Source organism: Haloferax larsenii (genome assembly GCF_024730625.1).
Taxonomy (GTDB): Archaea; Halobacteriota; Halobacteria; order Halobacteriales; family Haloferacaceae; genus Haloferax; species Haloferax larsenii.
Genome location: NZ_CP078063.1, coordinates 2,749,012 through 2,764,622, shown reverse-complemented (window position 1 = coordinate 2,764,622; position 15,611 = coordinate 2,749,012). Strand labels below are relative to the sequence as shown.

Genomic DNA, 15,611 nt, shown 5'->3' with positions numbered 1-15,611 from the left:
GGAGAAAAAGCGGCGGGTCTCGGCAGCCGATTAGGCTTCGAGCAGTTCCTGTGCGATGCCAGCGAGTTCGTCGTTTTCCGCGTCGGCGAGTCGGTCGTCGCCGAGTTTCAGGCGCAGGCGCGGACGACCCACGTCGATGGGGACCTTCTCGGTGTCGATGAGACCGGTGTCTTCGAGTTTGGTCTTCGTACGAGAGAACGTCGCCTTGCTCGCGATGCCGACGTCTTCGCCCCACTTCGAGATGTCGTAGAGCAGGACGTTGTTGCGGGCGGCGACGAGAAGCGAGATAGTCACTTCGTCGAGGCCGTCGCCGTCGCCGCGGGCCGACGACAGCGAACCGAGCACGGCGTCGAAGTCGGTCAGCGTCTCTTCGTTGATGTCTTCGGCGAGAGTCTCGCGGACACGCGAGAGCGCCGGCGTCCGAAGCTTGAATTCCGGGGCGTCCTCCCAGCGTTCCTGGTGCGCCTCGAACGCCGTCTCGACGAACGCTTCGTCGTCGGTGACGAGTCCGGCGACCTTCCCGCCCGCGCCGACGAGCGCGACGACGGAGTTCGGCGTGACGAACAGCGTGTTTTCGACGTCGTCCTGTGCGGTCCGAAGCGAGAGCGTCTCCGCGACGATGAGGTCGGCAGCGTTCGACGCGACGATGAAGTCGTCCATGACGTCTTTCAGGACGGGTTCGTCTGCGACGAGTCGAATCGTCGGGTGGTCGCCGTCTTCGAGACTCGTCGCCACGGTGACGAGCCCTTCGATAACCTCGGCGGTTGGGTTTACCACGAGGACCTCGTCTGCCGTCGAAGAGAGGACAGAGGATATGATATCCTCTACTCCCTCTGCGAGCAGATTAGAACGAATAGCCATATACTCAATATCGCGAGTAATATATTTAATATTAACGTAACCGTGCTATCGGAACGTCTCAGTTATCGCATTGTAACAACTATCTCTTGGGAGAATTGAGCAAACCGATTCAGAAATTTTACGTCTGATTAGAAGGGCGAAAACCACCGTCCGGGAAGGTGAACGCAGCGGATTAGGCCACAAAAGGAGACCGAATAGCGGAACGTCGCGCTCCCCTCGAACGGCCCCTCGGACCGAAAAGTGGACCGAGTGCCTTCGACTTGTTCGTGCATGAGTGACACGGTTTTACCACCCAATCTATGCACATACATGTAATACAACACCGGAAAGCGTGGCCAAAGAGGACACATTTATGCGCTGATTGTGATTGATACTACAACATGGACTACAGCCACGTCCGCGACGTCGACCCCGCAGTGGCAGATGCCCTCGAAGGCGAGGTCGAACGCCAACGCGACACGCTCGCGATGATTGCGTCCGAGAACCACGTCAGCAAAGCGGTCCTCGAAGCGCAGGGGAGTGCCCTGACGAACAAGTACGCAGAAGGCTATCCCGGCAAGCGCTACTACGCCGGCTGTGAGTACGCCGACGAGGTCGAGAACCTCGCTATCGAGCGCGCCACAGAGCTTTGGGGCGCAGAACACGTCAACGTCCAGCCGCACTCCGGTACGCAGGCGAACATGGGCGTCTACCTCGCCATGCTCGAACCGGGCGACAAGATTCTCTCGCTCGACTTGACCCACGGCGGCCACCTGAGCCACGGCCATCCCGCGAACTTCACCGGGAAGCTCTACGACGTCGAGCAGTACGAAGTCGACGCCGAGACGGGTTACATCGACTACGACCAACTGGCTGAGAAGGCCGAGGAGTTCGAACCCGACATCATCGTCTCCGGCTACTCCGCGTACCCGCGCGCCGTCGAGTGGGAGACGATTCAGGACGTCGCCGACTCCGTCGACGCGCTGCACCTCGCCGACATCGCCCACATCACGGGCCTCGTCGCCGCGGGCGTCCACCCGTCGCCGGTCGGCATCGCCGACTTCGTCACCGGTTCGACACACAAGACCATCCGCGCCGGTCGCGGTGGTATCATCATGTGCAAAGAAGAGTACGCTTCCGACATCGACTCCGCCGTCTTCCCCGGCGGTCAGGGCGGCCCCCTCATGCACAACATCGCCGGCAAGGCCGTCGGCTTCGAAGAGGCACTCCAGCCCGAGTTCGAGGAGTACGCCCAACAGGTCGTCGACAACGCGAAGGTCCTCGCTGAGACGTTCCAGGACCACGGTCTCACCGTCGTCTCCGGCGGCACCGATACGCACCTCGTCCTCGTCGACCTGCGTGACTCCCACCCGGACCTCACCGGCGGCGACGCCGAAGACGCGCTGGACTCGACGGGCATCGTCCTCAACGCGAACACCGTCCCCGGCGAGACGCGCTCGGCGTTCAACCCGAGTGGCATCCGCGCCGGTACGCCCGGTCTCACGACCCGCGGCTTCGGCGAAGAAGAGACCCGCGAAGTCGGCGAACTCATCGTGAAGGTCGTCAACAACCACGACGACGAGGACGTGCTCGCAGAAGTCACCGAGCGCGTGCAGGAACTCTGCGACGACCACCCGCTGTACGAGTAAGCGCCGGTCTCCATTCTCGATTCTTTTTCACACCCCGACGAGTCGTGCGTCCGTCTCGACTCACCGACCCGTCTTTTTCAGTCGGTGGTGCGTACGTCCAGTACCCAATGCGCAGACGCATACTCCTCAGCGCGCTCGCTGGTTCCCTCGCCGCGTTGGGTGGGTGTGTGTCGCCAAGTGGGGGCGGGGACGGGACCATGACCGACGAAACCACGACAGCAGTCACAGACGGCGGGCGCACAGACACCGGCGGAGGACAAGCAGACACCGACGCCGACGACCTCGACCTCCGCGAGGCCAACGTGATGGGCGTCGAATTCGAGCGGACGGGCGGCGACTATCGCTTCTCGGTGACGCTCCTGCACGACGATGATGGGGAGGATGGCTACGCGAACTGGTGGGCTGTCGAGACACTCGATGGGGCCGAACTCGGGCGGCGAACGCTCCTGCACGCCCACAGTACGCGCGAGTTCACGCGCTCGGAGACGATTTCGATTCCCGAGGGAACGACGTGCGTCGTCGTCCGGGGACACGACCAGACCCACGGCTACGGCGGGCAGGCGATGCTCGTGAACCTCGAAACGGGCGCAGTGCGGGCAGAGCGACAAGGCTCAGAGCCGAGTTCGTTCGAGGGGGTCGAGTGCTGAGCTGGGCGAAAGCCTCCGCTGAATAACACTATTACTCGCCGGAGCGTACTCTCGCCACGCTATGGCACCGATTCGCCGTCTCGTCCTCGACGTGTTGAAACCGCACTCGCCATCGACGGTCGAGTTCGCCCGACAAGTCTCGTCCGCCTCGGGCGTCGTCGGTGTGAACGCGTCACTTCTGGAAACCGACCGTGAGGTACAGAACATCAGGCTCGTCGTCGAGGGAGAGGCTATCGACGCCGACGAGGTCGAACACCGAATCGAGAGTCTCGGCGGGACAGTCCACTCTATCGACGAGGTCGTCGCCGGCGAGGAGATGGTCGAACCGCGCGACCAACCCCAGGACTGGTTGCCGCCGTGACGCCACGCCGACTCGTCGTTTTGCTTCGACAAGAGCGCGTCAAGGCAATCTCTCGACGGTATCTCGTCTCGAACGGCTTCGACGGTGCCTTGACGTGCATCGGTCTCGTCATCGGTGCGTTTCTCACCGGCGTCTCGGACGGGACGACCGTCGTCAAAATCGGCCTCGGTGCCGCCGTCGGTCTCACGACATCCGGCGTCTGGAGCGTCTGGGAGATAGAGCGCGCCGAGAAGTTAGCCGAACTCGGACGCATCGAAGACGCGATGCTGACCGACCTCAGCGGGACGGCAGTCGAAGCGGACAAGACGGCGGCGAGAGCCATCAACGCTACCGCAAGCGGTCTCGGGCCCCTCATCAGCATTCTCGTCCCGTTGCTCCCGTTTCTCGCCGTCGGGTCGGTGTTTACGATGCTGACCGCGACAGTCGCGTCCGTCACCCTCGGCACGGCGATTCTCTTCTCCTTCGGGGCGTACATGGGGTCGATTTCCGACCAGCGATGGTACGTCGCCGGTCTCCGAATGGGGTTGGCCGGGGTCGCCGTGGCTGCCGTGAACCTGTTGTTCGGCGGGTGATTCTCACCTAATCAATCCACAAACATGTATATTTACTCTATTTTGAAACCCAGAATACGCACGATTCCGAATCTTTGAAATGCGCGGGGCACGGTGTCTGCATCAATGACGACCATCATCGACGGCAACGAGGTCGCCGAGGAGATTCGGGCCGACCTGACCGACGCCATCGACACCCTCGCGGACGCCGGCGTGACCCCGGGCCTCGCCACGGTGCTGATGAGCGAGGACCCCGCGAGCGAGACGTACGTTGCGATGAAACAGCGCGACTGCGAGGAAGTCGGCATCGAGGCGTTCGACTACGAACTCGACCCCGACACGCCCGCTGACGAACTCTACTCGCTCGTCGACGACTTGAACGCAGACGACGACGTTCACGGCATCCTCGTCCAGATGCCCGTTCCGGACCACGTCGACGACCGAACCGTCCTCCGCCGTATCGACCCCGCGAAAGACGTCGACGGGTTCCACCCCGAGAACGTCGGCCGACTCGTCGCGGGCGACGCTCGCTTCAAGCCCTGTACACCCCACGGCGTCCAGAAGCTCCTCGACGCTGTGGACGTGGAGACGGAGGGTGCCGACGTGGTCGTCGTCGGTCGCTCCGACATCGTCGGCAAGCCCATGGCGAACCTACTCATCCAGAAGGCCGAGGGCGGAAACGCCACGGTCACGGTCTGTCACTCCCGCACGAATGACCTCGCCGAGAAAACCCGCGAGGCCGACATCGTCGTCGCCGCCGCGGGCGTCCCCGAACTCGTCACCGGCGACATGCTCTCGGAAGGCGTCGTCGTCATCGACGTGGGCGTCAACCGCGTCGATGCGGACAACGAGAAGGGCTACGAACTCGTCGGCGACGTCGACTTCGACTCCGCGAAAGAGAAGGCGAGCGCCATCACGCCCGTTCCCGGCGGCGTCGGCCCGATGACGCGCGCGATGCTCCTGTGGAACACCGTGAAGGCGGCCGCCGAATCGGCCGACGTGGACGTCGACCTTCCCTGACGCACGGGAGTCGTAGACGTGTCCACCGAAATCGACGGTGAGTGGACGAGAGACGAAGACGGCGTCATCCGGCGGCAAAATCGCCACGACCTCGACGCCGAGGGCTTCGAGAGCGCCTGCGAACGAATCGACGACGGGCTCGAATGGGGTGTCGGCGCACTCTGTGAGCAACGTGGGTCGGTACTTCTCGTCCGACAAGACGACCAGTGGGTACTCCCCGGCGGTGGTGTCGAACCCGGCGAGAGCAAACGGGAGGCGCTCGTCCGCGAGCTGGCCGAAGAGACTGGCCTCGATGCGGACGTGGGGTCGCTTCGGGTGGTGACAGAACAGCAACTTTGCTACGACGGCGACGTGGTGAGCTTCCAGTTCGCAATCTACGACGCGACTGTCACGGGAACCCTCACCGACGACCCGGGGCTCGAAGACGAGTCGATAACCGACGTGTCGTGGTTCGAGACACTCCCCGAGGACACGCTCGACCGCGGGCTGCTTTCGTTTCTCCGAGACGGCTGAGTATAGACTGTCTTTTCGCCTCTCACTCGTGTGTCGAGACGAGCAGTCGCCCGTCCTCGCGCCGGACACAGAGCCTCGTTCCCGGGTCGGGGTCGAAGCTGTGCGCCGGTTGTTCGGAGATGAGTAGTCGGGAGAACGCGTCACCACACGCCGGGCAGGCGACGCCGTCGCGGTTCTCGACGAGCATCGTGTCTCCGGTGTCGCGGAGCATCTTCACGCGGTGCCGAACCTCGTGGATGTCGAATCCGGCAGTCATCGTCGGGAGAGGGTCGGCCGGTGGCAAAAACGTTCGGTGACCTAAGCGCGTGAAAAGCGGTGCACTCTGGCCGTCAGAGAAGCGACGCGAGTCGGTCGCGGGCCGAGGCCAGTGCGTCGAGGTCGTCGTCGACGATGCTCGTGTAGATGTCGCGAGTCGCGAGCACCAGTGTCTCAGACTCGTCGAGTGGCATCGCGCCGTCGAGCGCCTCCGCTCGCTTGACGTAGTTCGAGAGCGTGCCGAGCGTCGTTCGAACCTCGGGGTTCGGGTGGTCGTCTAACCACACCGAGAGGTCGCGGCGGTAGTCGTCGACGGCGTCGGCGTACGCGAGTCCCCGGGCGTCGGCCAGCGAGTCGGGAACCTCACCGGGAGCCGGGCGGTCGCCCGTGTCGACTCCGCGGAGTAAGTCGAGCACGTACAACTGTTCGTCGTCGGTCGGTCGGTTCGACCGGGCGACCACGTCGACAGCGTGGAGGAGTTCGTACGCGACGAGCGTTTCGTCGTCTAACGGACGCAGTTCTCCGCCGTGAATGAAGCCAACTTGGCGGATGTAGTCTCGAAGGTCGGCTTTCAACTCCGGCGCGGCGTCGCGAATCGACGTGTCGCTGACCGCGGCTCGGTGCGGAGACAAGTCGAGTGTCGCGGCCGACGACGTGTGTCGCTCTCTGTCGCCGACACCGACGCTTTTCATGCTCCCGCAGTGCGGACACGACACGCTCCCGGTTTCGAAGTACGACCACTGCCGGCCGCAGGATTTGCACTCTCGCTCTCCACGAATCTCCATGCGTCTGGATTCGTCCCGGGACCGCAAAAACACGGCGACACTCAGGCGAGAAGTGCGAGCGTCGAAAGACAGAGACCGACGGCGGCAACCGCGACGCCGCCACATCGCCAGAGGAAGAGTCCGTGCTGGTCGAGAGGTTCGGGACCACGTGCGAAGTCCCGGAAGTCACACAGCGGTGTCGGGTCGTACGCGACGAGAAGGCCGCCCGTCCCGAGGAGGCTTCCGAGGAGGCTTCCGAGGAGGATAGCGGGGAGGAGGAGCATACGACTGACTATTGAACTGACAATCTATAATGATTACTATTTCTACACCAATGTGGCTGAATCATAGGAAAAGACGAGCAAAACCGGTGGACAGCGGCAACGACAGTTGTGTGAAAAAAGAGGGAAACTGACATACACGTGGCGTCCCAGGAGGGAGGTATGCGAAGTGAATCGGAGGTCCGAGAGCAGTACGAGTTTCTGAAAGAAGAACTCGAATCCGAAGAGATGCGACACGAGGGAGTCCGGAAGCTTATGTCTCACTACAAACGGGCCCTCGGATGGGTCCTCGAAGAAGAGCACATGTAAATTACTGACAGTTTGTGATTCGGGAGAATAGATACCACGAGCGAATATGTTTCGTCGCGTTGTCATCGACTGGCACGCGTCGTTATGTTTAAGTAAAACGGAACAGTACCCGAAAGTGACGCTTCGCTTTGGAGGGCCGAAGCGTCAGCGGGGACCAATTCAGGGCGGCGCGCCGTGCCGGTTTTCGGCACGGCGTGCTTTCCTTCTAGACGAACTCATTCTGTTTCGAGCTACTGGTATTGTAGTACGAACACACGACACGACGACTCACGGGGACGCTCGTCGCGCCCACTGGTCGACAGAGCAGTCGCTCGAAGTCGGTATTCACGAGTCAGTCTGAGTCGTGGCTTGCACTCGGCTCCGTGAGTGCCGACAGTGGCTGGGACTACGACCCGACAGTGACTGGAACTACTACCCGGCAGTACTGAAATCGACCCCACCCTCTCGCTCGCGGTCGCCAGCAATCGAAGGACTATGCTTGCGAATCTCAAAGTCATCCGAACGTGAACATATCCGACTGACGAGAAGACGACAGCTGCGAACTAGTAAATTCAATAACACTAGTCAATCAGTTTGATTCCGGTGAATCTGGCCGCATATCCCGCCAATTCCGAGTCAATGCCGACATGCTTATTTGAATCAGACAGTAACATACATCTCGAATTTACCGATGTACGACCTGACAGGATTCCAGCGCGACCTGCTATACGTCATCGCGGGTCTCGAAGAGCCTCACGGCCTCGCCATAAAAGAAGAACTCGAAGCGTACTACGAGAAAGAGATTCACCACGGTCGTCTCTACCCCAACCTCGACACGCTCGTCGAGAAGGGCCTCGTAGACAAAGGACAGATCGACCGCCGAACGAACTACTACACACTCACCCGTCGCGGTCGTCGCGAGATACAGGCCCGCAGCGAGTGGGAAGCCGACTACATCCCGGAAGACTTCGAGGCCTGAGGCCGTCAGCCGTCGAGGCTCGTGTCTGACGGGGACCGAGAGTCCCGACTCGGTCGCCCGTCGTCGTTGCGGCGCGAGTCTGCGACGTCTACAGGCGTTTCATCGACGTTTTCACGTTCTGTCTCTGTCACATCGTCAGCGTCGTCGCCGGCAGCATCGTCGCCGGCAACTGGTTCGACTGTCTGTGACTCGACGAGGTACGCGGGGTCGACCATGTACGGCCGAATCGGCTTGCCGGCGAGCAGTTCGGGCAGCACGAGACGGCTGAAGTTCACGAGCAACACGAGTATCATCGGCATGAGGAAGATGCCGTACCAGCCGAACAGCAGTGGGCCGAACGTGTACGCAATCATGACGGCCCCGACGTGGAGACTCCGCCCCGAGACGTACGGCCTGAGAACGAGGTCCGGAATCGTATCCACGATGACGAACGAGACGGCTGCAAAGAGGACCACGAACCAGAGTCCCGGCGGGTTGACGAGTGCGGACTGCAGTCCCATATACCCCGCAACTGGGATGTAGACGAGTTTCATCCCGACGACGGGAATGAGACTGGCGACGCCCGCGAGCAATCCCACGAGTGCTGGCGTTGGGATGTTGACGCCTGCCGGTGCGGCGACGTTCAGCAACGAGTAGGCGATGACACCGATAGTTCCGGTGAGCACCGCGTTGAGGATGTTTCCGAAGAAGATATTGTTGAAGTCTCGGTCGACCGCACGCACGTACGCTTCGAGAATACCGCTGTCGTCACCGAACATCGACCGTCCCCAGCGACTGAGTTTGTGGTCGTCGCGGAGGAGGTAGAACGCGAGCGCAATCATGACAAAGAGGTGAATCGCGCCGACGCCGAGGAACGCGAACGTGTTGGCAGCGACACTGAGCGAGTCAAAGACCGAGAGGGCCGCCTCGGGCGTGAGAAGCGATTCGAATTCGTACTCCAAAAGCGCCTGCGGACTGGCGATGCTTTCGAGCAGTTTCGGGTCGATACCGTACGCCGCGGGGTCGAATCCGATGTCGTCGGTCGCGACCTGGTCGGCGAACTTCAGGAACTCGCGAAGCGCAATCGTCGCCGCGTAGACGACGAGCCCCAACGCAGGGAGCGCGAGTGCGAACAGTGCGACTGCCGCCGCGAGACTCGGCGGCCCGACACGGCGACGAATCCGGCGATAGATGGGACGCGTCGCGTAGTAGATGAAGAGTCCAAAGACGAACGTTCCCACGAACGAGTAGGCGACGTAGGTGAGCGCACCGGCGAGGAGGAGGGCAAGAACCCACCACATCACGCGGGAACGTTCGATGTCACGGAGAGCCATACCCAATCACGAACACGGAACGGCCAAAAGCCTATCGTGCGCCCGACACGTAGTTTGGTAGTTAGGTCTTCTCGGTCGCATGCGCCGAGAGACCCCATCTTGAAACCAACCGACGGCGACGCCCTGTCGCTGATTTTGCCCTATTGATAACGAATATCTTAACACATGGGTGTTCGTACCGAGGCGCATGGATCGAGAGACGGTGGAACCACACGTCGAGTCGATGCCGGGCAAACGCGCCCGAGAGTGGGCCGACTACCACCAATCGAATGCTGCACCGAGTACGTACGTCTACGACTTCGTCTGGGACATCACTTCCGAGGCCGAAGGGCCGTTTTGTACCGACGTCGATGGGAACGTCCTCCTCGATTTCACTAGTCACGTTGCCGCCGCGCCTCTCGGGTACAACAACCCGAAGATTATGGACCGCATGGAGGAGTTCGACCTCGTCGACCCAATCAAAATCGCTGGCCAGGACTTCTACGTCAGCGACGGGTCGGACCCCGGCGAGGAAGACATCCCCGGCCCCGCCGCACTGATGGACAAACTGACGGACGTCACGAGCCACTACGGGATGGATACGGTTTTCCTCTCGAACTCCGGCGCGGAGGCCGTCGAGAACGCCATCAAGATTTGCTACGACAACTCCGGCGGCCAGAAGTACGGCATCACCTTCGATGGTGCTTTCCACGGTCGGACGCTCGGCGCGCTCTCGCTCAACCGCTCGAAGTCCGTCTACCGCCGCGATTACCCCGAGATTTCGGGCGTCTTCGACGTGCCGTTCTGTGACGACCAGTCGTGCGGCGACGGAACGTGTACGTGTGGCTTCTTCCCCGACCCCGAATCGACGATGTCGGCCCTTCGAAAGAAACTCCACCCCAAGAAAGGCAACGTCGATGCCGACGAAGTCTCCTACATCATCGTCGAACCGATTCAGGGCGAAGGCGGCTACCGCTTCCCCTCCGACAGGTTCGCCGACGAACTCGCCGCGGTCGTCGACGACTACGACCTGACGCTCATCGCCGACGAGATTCAGACCGGCGTGGGCCGCACCGGCGAGATGTGGGGGTCGGACCACTACCCGATGGAACCCGACGTCATCACCGGCGCGAAGGGCCTCCGCGTGGGCGCGACAATCTCGAACTCGGACGTCTTCCCGTCCGAAAAGAGTCGCCTCTCCTCGACGTGGGGCGCGGGTGACATCCTCTCGTCGATGCAGGGTGTGTTCACGCTCGAAGCAATCGAGGACTACGACCTGCTGGACAACGCCGTCGTCCGCGGCCGCCAGTTCAAAGAGACGATTCGAGACGACGCCCCCGAAACCGTCACCGACGTGCGCGGCAAGGGTCTCCTCCTTGCCGTCGAGTTCGACACCAAAGAGCGCCGCGACGACGTGCAGGAAGCCGCCCTCAAGCGCGGACTCCTGACGCTCGCCTGTGGCTACGACGTTCTCCGTATCCTCCCGCCGCTCGACGTGACTGAGCGCGAAATCGACATCGGTGCGAACATGCTCCTCGACGCTATCGAGGACGTGTCGTAAGCCGACGCCCGTTTTTTCGACGCTTTTTCAGCCCTGTTCGAGTGGCTCGACCACGTCGCCGAGATTGCGGAGCATCCCTTCGGCGACGAGTGAGTACACAGACGAATCGACGCGCTCCCGCCACATTGGCCCGTCACCCATTTCGAGGCCGACGTCGCCGCCGCGAATGAGGCTCGCCGCCTCGCTCGCCACGACGCCCGCGAAGTTCGAATCGTACTCGTCTTTGGTCGTTCGGAACTGACGCATCGCCCGGCGTTTCGCGCGGAACGACCGACTGGAGTCGTAGTCGGTGTCGCCCGGTTCCACGTCGAGTTCCGAGAGTGCGAAGTCGTATGCGCGTCGTTCGAGGAGCGCGCGACCGGTGTCGACGACTCGAAGCACGAGCAAGTCGCGGTCGAGACTGTTCTCGAACACGCGGAAGTCGTTGTCGAAACAGAGCATGAACAACTCCCATCTGGCCACGCCGTAGGGGGTTCGGTCCTCGTCATCGAGTTCCGCTTCGACGGTCGTGCGCATCTCTCCGCGCGTCGGGTACTCTTCGATTTCGGCACGGAAGTCGTCGAGGGAGCTTTGGATGCGACTCCGATGCGACGCGGGGTTGTTTCCGAGGTTCGATTGGTACTGCTCTCGGAAGTGCCGGGCAGTTCGGATGTGCTGCTTCGCTTGGAGGTGCGAACCCCACGTGTCTGCGATGTCGTGGGCGTCGTATTCGTCGGCGTCGGCCGCGCCGCCGGCGAAGATGCCGCTCCGATGCGAGTTCAACCGGGCGAACATGAGTCGTCGCTCGATTGCGTAGAGGTATCCGAGGTCACGGCCCGCATCGGAGACGCGGTACTCGGAGATTGAATCGGCGACGTCGTCTGTTGCGTGTCGGAGGTCGCGGCCGCGCTGGACGACTGCTTGGGAGTCAGTCTCGTCGAGGACGACCTTCGCGGCACCGATTGACTCGCCCGTGTACTGGATGCCTGTCGTCGCGTGGTGGAGTTTGTCTCGGTTATTGTGGTCGCTCTTTGCGGATTCGAGATGCCCACCTGCGGGGTCGGCACGGAGGTAGAATTTGAGGTCCTCGTGGACCGAGTCGACGTCGATACGCGAGCGCAACTCGTTCGCCTGTTCGACTGCCTCCTCCAGCGTCGCCACCGCCTCGTCGGCGTGGTCGTCACTGACGGGCGGCCGCCAGACGTAGTTACTCGATGGGTCCGGGTACAGCGTGGTCAGCGTGTCCGTTACGGGGTCTGGAAGCCACGAGGGGGCGAACCAACTTACGCCAGCGACTGCCGCACTCCCGCCACCGAGAAGGCCGAGGAGTTGTCGGCGCGAAAGGAGTGATGGTGGGTCGTCGGAAGGAGAAGGGTCGTCAGAGGGAGTGGAAGGGGAAGGACTGTCGGAGGGAGTGGAGGGCGAACCGTCGGGGGACATACGCCGGATTTCCAAACGAACCGGCCTAAACGTGTTGGCCCGTGGTCAACTTCATACGGGAGACAATCGCTGTTCGGAAGCCGACTGAGTCGCTATGAGTCGTCGAAAATCGTCTGGAAGACCTCGTCGAAGGCGTGCATCTGCCCTTCGCTGGCGAGGTAGTAGGTCGTCGCCTCGACGCGATTCCGCCACATCGGGAACATCCTGTCGGCCATGTGGATTCCGAGTTCAGCGGCGTGAATCAACTTTGAGGCATACTGAGCCAGAATCCCTGCGAACGGCGAGTCGTACGTCTTTCTGACCGACCTGAACTGACGAACGGCGCGTCGTTTCGCGCGGAAGGTTCGACCGGAGTCGTAATCGGTGTCGTCCGGGTCTACGTCGAGTGCGTCGAGTGCAAACTCGTGGGCGCGTCTGCCGAGAAGTGCGTTTGCCGTCTCGACGAGGCGCTGTACAGTGTGTCCGTGACGATGCCCGTCAGCGCCGTAGTTGAACTGATACTGGTCGTCGAAACATATCGAAAGCAGTTCCCAGCGCGCCGCACCGTACGGTGTCCGCTGGCCGAGGTCGCGCTCGTCTTCGACCCGTTCGCGCATCTCCACGTGCGTCGGAAGCGCCGCTATCGACTGGATAAGTGTCTTCAGCGACGTTGCAAGCGCGTCGGCGTACGGTTCCGTCTGTTCGCCGAGGTTCTCGCGGTACAGGTCGCGGTAGTATCGAGCGTCTTCGAGGTGCTGTTCGGCCTGCAGATACGATGCGTACGTGTCGACGACTGCGTCGTCCGGATAGTCGCTCTCACGTTCTCCCTCCCCGACGACTCTCTCCCAGTGACGCGACTGGGTCCGAGCGGACGCGAGGCTCTCCTCGACGAAATAGAGGTATGCGAGGTCCCGCGTCGGGTCCGAGACAGCGTAGTCGCTGAAGGAATCGAGCACGTCTTCGGCGCGCGATTGAATACGCGTGCCGCGTTCGGCGAGTGCCTCGGGGTCGACTTCGTCGAGGACGGCTTTCGCAGCACCGACGGTTTCGCCCGCAAACATCATGCCGGTGGTGGCGTTTGACAGCCGTTCGTGTGTGTCAGACGCCGATTTGGCTAACTCTAACCACCCGCCCGTGGGGTCTCCCTGCCGGAGGTGAAACTCTAGCCGTCTCGGAACTGAATCGGAGTCGACCCGCTCTTTCAGCGTTTGTGCCCGCTCGACTGTCTGTTCGAGTCGGGCGACTGCTTCGTCGGCGTGTGTCTCTGAAACTTCGGGTCGCCAGACGTGCGCCGGCGGTTCGGGATAGTGAATCACGAACTGGTCGGTGACGACATCTGGGAGCCACGTCGGGGCGAACCAGCCCACACCAGCGAACACTGCGCTCCCGCCGCCGAGGAGGCCGAGGAATTGTCGGCGTGAATGGAGGACAGAGGTATCGTCGGGAGAGGGTGAATCGTTGGAAGGAGACGGAGTATCGTCCGGGGACATACGACAGCAGTCGAAATCGACCGGCCTAAACGTGTTGGCCTGTGGTCACGTCGGGTGCGATTCCAAACCTACGTCCAGCGGTCCAGTCCCGTCTGGACGACCGAGTCTTCGATGCGCTCGAATCCCCGTCGAACCTCGTCGGGGTCGACCTCCCACGTCTCGGTGACGTACTTGCGGGCCGCCTCCACGTCGGGGTCGATGTCGGTGTCGTAGTCGTATTCGTCTGTGACCGGCGGGTCGAGGAAGAACTCGCGCACGCGGTCGGCGTTCGGGATGCTGTCGCCGCGGGCTTCGAGGACGGCCCAGAGGTCGCCGTGCTTCTTGACTTCCTTGACCGCGGTTTTCGGGCCGACACCCGAAATTCCCTCGTTGAAGTCGGTGCCGCAGAGCATGGCGATATCGACCAGTTGCTCCCACGTGATGTCGTGTTTGTCGAGGGTTGCGTCGAGGTCCATCAACTCGGGGTTGCCCTTGCTCGTGAGTTGGCGGAGGGTGTAGGGGGCACCGAACAGGAGCGTGTCGTAGTCCTCGCTGCCGACGTAGTCGGCGTCGCCCTTGCGGGCCATGTAGGACGCTTGTGCCTCGCCCTCGGCGGGGGCTTCGACCACCGGCACGTCGAGGAGCGAGAGGAGTTCGCGACTCGTCTCCTGAATCGTGTCTGTGAGTCGCTGCGTGCGGGCTTCCATCCGAGCGGCTTCGACCGCATCACCGGCTTCGCGGGCCTCTTCGAGACGTTCCTCGGCTTTCTCACGCTGTTCGCGGCGCTTTGCGACCTCGTCGTCTTTCATCTCCGTGACGCCGCCGTCAAAGACGAACACGGGCGTCAGGTCGTGTTCGAAGAACTTGGGGAGTCCCTGGACGATGCCGACGAGGTTCGCGACTTCCTCGCCCTCGCTCGTCGTGTACTTCTCGGAGTTCGTCCACTTGACCGTCGTCGTGAGGTAGCGATACAGCCAGTTGTGGGCGTCCACGGCGACGACGCTCCCGGCAACCTCGTCGAACGGCACCTCAGAGAGGGCGGCGAGCGTTCGAAGGTCTGCGTTTCCCATTTGCTCGGCCTTCGGGAGCCGGGGGTTTGAATCGTGCGAGTTTACGGACTCCCCACAGCTGGTGGGTCAGCACCGTCACGTGCCGCGAGAAACGCCTCTTCGTCCGCTCCGAGGTCGCGGGCGCGGTAGCGGTCGAGCCCCGACTGATACTGGTCTCGTGAGACCGACGCCGGTTCTCCGGCAGGACGCTCCAACACGAGCTCGGCGAGTCCTGTCTCGCGGCCGGTGAAGGCGAACCCGGCTTTGTGGCACGCCTCGTACGCGAATGGGTTGTTGGTAGCGATGCGAACCGTCTCGTAGCCTCGCTCCGCCGCTGCTTCGGCGGTCTTTCGGAGTAGCTCGGGACCGAGACCGTCGCCCCGCCTGTCGTGTCTGACGGTGACGTACCGAAACCAGAGCGTCGTCGGGTCGGTTCGGTCCTCGTTGAACGCTACCGCCGCGACGACGTCCTCGGCGAGCGGGCCGAGCGAGTCGGGACCGCCGGAGGGCGCGGGCCGGTCGTCGTCGAGCAGTGGAAGCTCTCCGTCGGGGTCGCGGATGACCGCCTTCCCCGTCTTCGGCGGTGTGAACTTGCCCGCATACGAGAACCGCCGGTAGTCGAGCCGGAGTCGCGGACCGTCCTCGGGCCACCCGAGGATGACGAAGTCCATACCTGTCGAGAGGGCGCGACGCG

The 15,611-nt window shown here is 62.3% G+C and carries 18 protein-coding genes; 9 read left to right on the top strand and 9 right to left on the bottom strand.

What is annotated here, in order from left to right:
* Nucleotides 1–30: 30 nt before the first annotated feature.
* Nucleotides 31–861, bottom strand: coding sequence for a transcriptional regulator TbsP (gene tbsP / locus KU306_RS14340; protein WP_007543635.1), 831 nt, complete (start codon nucleotides 859–861; stop codon nucleotides 31–33).
* Between the two features lie 380 nt (nucleotides 862–1,241).
* Between tbsP and glyA the strand changes: the two genes are divergently transcribed.
* The 6 genes from glyA (at nucleotide 1,242) to KU306_RS14310 (ending at nucleotide 5,581) form a co-directional block, all read left to right on the top strand.
* A complete protein-coding gene (gene glyA / locus KU306_RS14335) occupies nucleotides 1,242–2,489 on the top strand; it encodes a serine hydroxymethyltransferase (protein WP_258302337.1) in 1,248 nt (415 codons plus the stop codon).
* A gap of 107 nt (nucleotides 2,490–2,596) precedes the next feature.
* Complete coding sequence (locus tag KU306_RS14330; protein WP_049918785.1) at nucleotides 2,597–3,136, top strand: hypothetical protein; 540 nt, start codon at nucleotides 2,597–2,599, stop codon at nucleotides 3,134–3,136.
* A gap of 61 nt (nucleotides 3,137–3,197) precedes the next feature.
* Nucleotides 3,198–3,497 (top strand): DUF211 domain-containing protein, encoded by a 300-nt coding sequence (locus KU306_RS14325; RefSeq protein ID WP_007543638.1) that lies wholly within the window; start codon nucleotides 3,198–3,200, stop codon nucleotides 3,495–3,497.
* Entirely contained in the window at nucleotides 3,494–4,069 is a 576-nt protein-coding gene (locus tag KU306_RS14320) for a VIT1/CCC1 transporter family protein (RefSeq protein WP_007543639.1), read from the top strand. The genes KU306_RS14325 and KU306_RS14320 overlap by 4 nt, the downstream gene beginning before the upstream one ends.
* 105 nt (nucleotides 4,070–4,174) lie before the next feature.
* Nucleotides 4,175–5,068, top strand: a complete 894-nt coding sequence (gene folD, locus KU306_RS14315) for a bifunctional methylenetetrahydrofolate dehydrogenase/methenyltetrahydrofolate cyclohydrolase FolD (RefSeq protein ID WP_007543640.1) — start codon at nucleotides 4,175–4,177, stop codon at nucleotides 5,066–5,068.
* Nucleotides 5,069–5,086: 18 nt separating this feature from the next.
* Nucleotides 5,087–5,581, top strand: coding sequence for an NUDIX domain-containing protein (locus tag KU306_RS14310; RefSeq protein ID WP_309138736.1), 495 nt, complete (start codon nucleotides 5,087–5,089; stop codon nucleotides 5,579–5,581).
* A 22-nt stretch (nucleotides 5,582–5,603) separates the two neighbouring features.
* Here the strand turns inward: KU306_RS14310 and KU306_RS14305 are convergent, their stop codons facing one another.
* From KU306_RS14305 to KU306_RS14295, 3 genes are all read right to left on the bottom strand, one after another.
* Complete coding sequence (locus KU306_RS14305; protein ID WP_258302336.1) at nucleotides 5,604–5,837, bottom strand: DUF7385 family protein; 234 nt, start codon at nucleotides 5,835–5,837, stop codon at nucleotides 5,604–5,606.
* A 73-nt stretch (nucleotides 5,838–5,910) separates the two neighbouring features.
* Nucleotides 5,911–6,621: a TFIIB-type zinc ribbon-containing protein gene (locus tag KU306_RS14300; protein ID WP_170836925.1), complete on the bottom strand. Its 711-nt coding sequence runs from the start codon at nucleotides 6,619–6,621 to the stop codon at nucleotides 5,911–5,913.
* A 41-nt stretch (nucleotides 6,622–6,662) separates the two neighbouring features.
* Complete coding sequence (locus tag KU306_RS14295; protein ID WP_258302335.1) at nucleotides 6,663–6,884, bottom strand: hypothetical protein; 222 nt, start codon at nucleotides 6,882–6,884, stop codon at nucleotides 6,663–6,665.
* A gap of 159 nt (nucleotides 6,885–7,043) precedes the next feature.
* Here KU306_RS14295 and KU306_RS14290 point away from each other — a divergent pair, with 159 nt between their 5' ends.
* A complete protein-coding gene (locus tag KU306_RS14290) occupies nucleotides 7,044–7,190 on the top strand; it encodes a hypothetical protein (protein ID WP_007543647.1) in 147 nt (48 codons plus the stop codon).
* 670 nt (nucleotides 7,191–7,860) lie between these two features.
* Nucleotides 7,861–8,148, top strand: coding sequence for a PadR family transcriptional regulator (locus tag KU306_RS14285; protein WP_007543649.1), 288 nt, complete (start codon nucleotides 7,861–7,863; stop codon nucleotides 8,146–8,148).
* 5 nt (nucleotides 8,149–8,153) lie between these two features.
* Here the strand turns inward: KU306_RS14285 and KU306_RS14280 are convergent, their stop codons facing one another.
* A complete protein-coding gene (locus tag KU306_RS14280) occupies nucleotides 8,154–9,428 on the bottom strand; it encodes an AI-2E family transporter (protein ID WP_258303405.1) in 1,275 nt (424 codons plus the stop codon).
* 220 nt (nucleotides 9,429–9,648) lie between these two features.
* Between KU306_RS14280 and KU306_RS14275 the strand changes: the two genes are divergently transcribed.
* On the top strand, nucleotides 9,649–11,001 hold the full coding sequence (locus KU306_RS14275; protein ID WP_007543653.1) for a class-III pyridoxal-phosphate-dependent aminotransferase: 1,353 nt from the start codon (nucleotides 9,649–9,651) through the stop codon (nucleotides 10,999–11,001).
* 27 nt (nucleotides 11,002–11,028) lie between these two features.
* On the opposite strand, the gene KU306_RS14270 is transcribed toward KU306_RS14275, so the two are convergent.
* From KU306_RS14270 to KU306_RS14255, 4 genes are all read right to left on the bottom strand, one after another.
* Entirely contained in the window at nucleotides 11,029–12,420 is a 1,392-nt protein-coding gene (locus tag KU306_RS14270) for a hypothetical protein (RefSeq protein WP_049918786.1), read from the bottom strand.
* Nucleotides 12,421–12,512: 92 nt separating this feature from the next.
* Nucleotides 12,513–13,889 carry a transcriptional initiation protein Tat gene (locus tag KU306_RS14265; protein ID WP_258302334.1) on the bottom strand — a complete coding sequence of 459 codons (1,377 nt, stop codon included), beginning with the start codon at nucleotides 13,887–13,889 and terminating at the stop codon, nucleotides 12,513–12,515.
* Between the two features lie 68 nt (nucleotides 13,890–13,957).
* Nucleotides 13,958–14,938, bottom strand: coding sequence for a flap endonuclease-1 (gene fen / locus KU306_RS14260; RefSeq protein ID WP_007543658.1), 981 nt, complete (start codon nucleotides 14,936–14,938; stop codon nucleotides 13,958–13,960).
* A gap of 41 nt (nucleotides 14,939–14,979) precedes the next feature.
* Complete coding sequence (locus KU306_RS14255) at nucleotides 14,980–15,588, bottom strand: GNAT family N-acetyltransferase (protein ID WP_258302333.1); 609 nt, start codon at nucleotides 15,586–15,588, stop codon at nucleotides 14,980–14,982.
* Between the last annotated feature and the right edge of the window lie 23 nt (nucleotides 15,589–15,611).